2 protein-coding genes are annotated in these 1,235 nt (G+C 38.5%); both read left to right on the top strand.

From position 1 onward, the window contains the following. Nucleotides 1-593 (top strand): hypothetical protein (locus BIZ37_RS30215; protein ID WP_255526973.1); only part of this gene is annotated, 593 nt, incomplete at its 5' end. Nucleotides 594-638: 45 nt separating this feature from the next. Beyond that, the gene (locus BIZ37_RS30210; protein WP_187464680.1) at nucleotides 639-974 is read left to right on the top strand and encodes a carbon storage regulator; all 336 of its coding nucleotides are present in this window, start codon (nucleotides 639-641) and stop codon (nucleotides 972-974) included. Nucleotides 975-1,235: the final 261 nt, after the last annotated feature.

The raw sequence follows: 1,235 nt of genomic DNA, 5'->3' as shown, positions 1-1,235 counted from the left end.
GGAGTATGACCATGCGTAAAACACATATCGCACTTTTAGTAGCAGTTGTTAGCTCTCCACTTGCGCTAGCGAACGATTACCAACAGCCTTACAACCCATACTACCCATCATATGATGATGGTAACGATAAAACAATTACTGACTCTTACAATGATGATATTGATAAAACTTTAACATACGATGTAGATAAAGAGTACTCAATTACTGACTCTTACAATCAAGATAATGACACTCTTAAAATGAAAAATGTTAATAATTCATATAGTAAAGAGTGGACTGATAACAGCATGAATGATTACAGTCAGGATATCGAAATCTCTGAACTACAGACATACCATGTTGCCAAGTCAGAATTACATGGTTACGTAACTTACTCTGATGTAGAGTACGGCGGCGCATGTTGTAAAGGTGGTGGTCATGACCCATATGGTTACGGTCCATCAACTTCATCTACTCTAAACGTAACACACAGTAATGACATGTCTGGTGCGTTCTCTGGCGCTTCAGGTATCAACATTGCGGGTCAGAATGCGGGTAATAACTCTTTGGTTCAACAAAGTGCTAGCACCAACGCGGTATTGGCTGGTAATTAATACATAGATAACTGAGAGCTGCAAAGCAGCTCTCAGGAGGAAGTCATGAAATATTTAACACTGATAGTGGCGACATTTATAACGTTTAATGCAGCAGCTACTGATGAGTTGGATATTCTAGCAAGTTCTGAAATCCTGTCTGAAGACTTTATGACCCACTCACGTGGTGGAGAATATGAACTGGAAAGTGAAAGCCTTCAAGCTAGTTCAGAAATGTATGGCGATGTTACAGGTAATAGTGCGTATAACAATACCTCGGGAAATAACATACTCAATGATGGGGCGTTAAGCAATTCTTCTGGGGTCTATAATATCGTACAAAACACCGGTAGTAATGTATTGATTCAAAATGCAACCGTGATAAACCTGACATTGAAGTAATTGTTAGTCTATCTTTGCTGGCATTCTAATGTCAGCAATAAAACCAAATAAGTTAAATTGGTTTCGCAGGGCGTAACAAAAATGCTTCTGGTTTATAAATAAATTTTTGTGAGATTAGTCTTAATCAAATGGACTTGTAAAACTATTACAAATACAAATTTGGAGTAATATCATGCGTAAAACTAAAATTATGCTTTTGGCAGCACTAGTCGCATCACCTATGGCACTCGCAAATGGTGGGTATGGTGGAGGTTACGGCGG

It is taken from the genome of Photobacterium sp. BZF1, from assembly GCF_014349205.1.
Taxonomy (GTDB): Bacteria; Pseudomonadota; Gammaproteobacteria; order Enterobacterales; family Vibrionaceae; genus Photobacterium.
The sequence above is the reverse complement of the archived record's forward strand: the minus strand, read 5'-3'. Positions and strand labels throughout refer to the sequence as shown.